Origin of the sequence: Bacillus sp. SM2101, assembly GCF_018588585.1 — a bacterium.
Lineage (GTDB): Bacteria > Bacillota > Bacilli > Bacillales > SM2101 > Nanhaiella > Nanhaiella sioensis.
This window is the reverse complement of record NZ_JAEUFG010000126.1, coordinates 1-725: the sequence shown is the minus strand read 5'-3', so window position 1 is coordinate 725 and position 725 is coordinate 1. Positions and strand designations below refer to the sequence as shown.

The following is a 725-nucleotide window of genomic DNA, read 5'->3' as shown; positions in this document are numbered from 1 at the left end:
GTAATATTTATCAAAATTCAACACATTATTTAGACTTAAAATGTTATTGAGCTAACCGGGTTTTTGAGGACTGTTATAATTCTCTTTTTGAATTCAAGTCTTTGACAATATGGTGCTTATCTGAAATTATCGTTATTACTACATTTACAGTTACTTGGTGTAGTGTTTATTAGATTAGAAGTGAGGTGTTGTTGTGTGAAAGTTTCTTGGGTTGCATGGTGGATTATAAATGCTTGTTGGTTAGTTTTGTTTGCAATAGGATCTATTTATTTAGCACAAAGAGACGTGGATGCAACTGGTGCAGTTCAAACTCCAGAAATTATTATGTTGAATATTACGGTTTTAGTAGCAGCTTTTGTAATCCCTTTACTTTTTCAACTTGGCTGGTTAATTATAATGATTTCTAAAAAAAGCAACAGAAATAAAAACGATCATCAATACAATTAATGATATTTATGTCATAGATCTATGCTTATTATTATGTTTTTGCATTAAAATTATTGAGGGTAAAGAATGGAGCATTTATGATAATGATTTAAAGGGCCAGTACATATTAAACAATGTACCCCTCTAAATTGATAAGATTCATACACAACTCTAACATAGATAGATCCTTAATACAGCTAATAGATACTCAAGTGATCTTCCACAATATGGCGCAAGAATATAGTAAACGCTATCTCTGCTACATTAAGATAATAGCTATAGAAAAAAGATCAACCAGA

The 725-nt window shown here is 30.2% G+C and carries 1 protein-coding gene; it reads left to right on the top strand.

The window, feature by feature from the left end:
• The first annotated feature begins 195 nt into the window (after window positions 1-195).
• The gene (locus tag JM172_RS25345) at window positions 196-447 is read left to right on the top strand and encodes a DUF3923 family protein (RefSeq protein WP_214484992.1); all 252 of its coding nucleotides are present in this window, start codon (window positions 196-198) and stop codon (window positions 445-447) included.
• Window positions 448-725 lie beyond the last annotated feature (278 nt).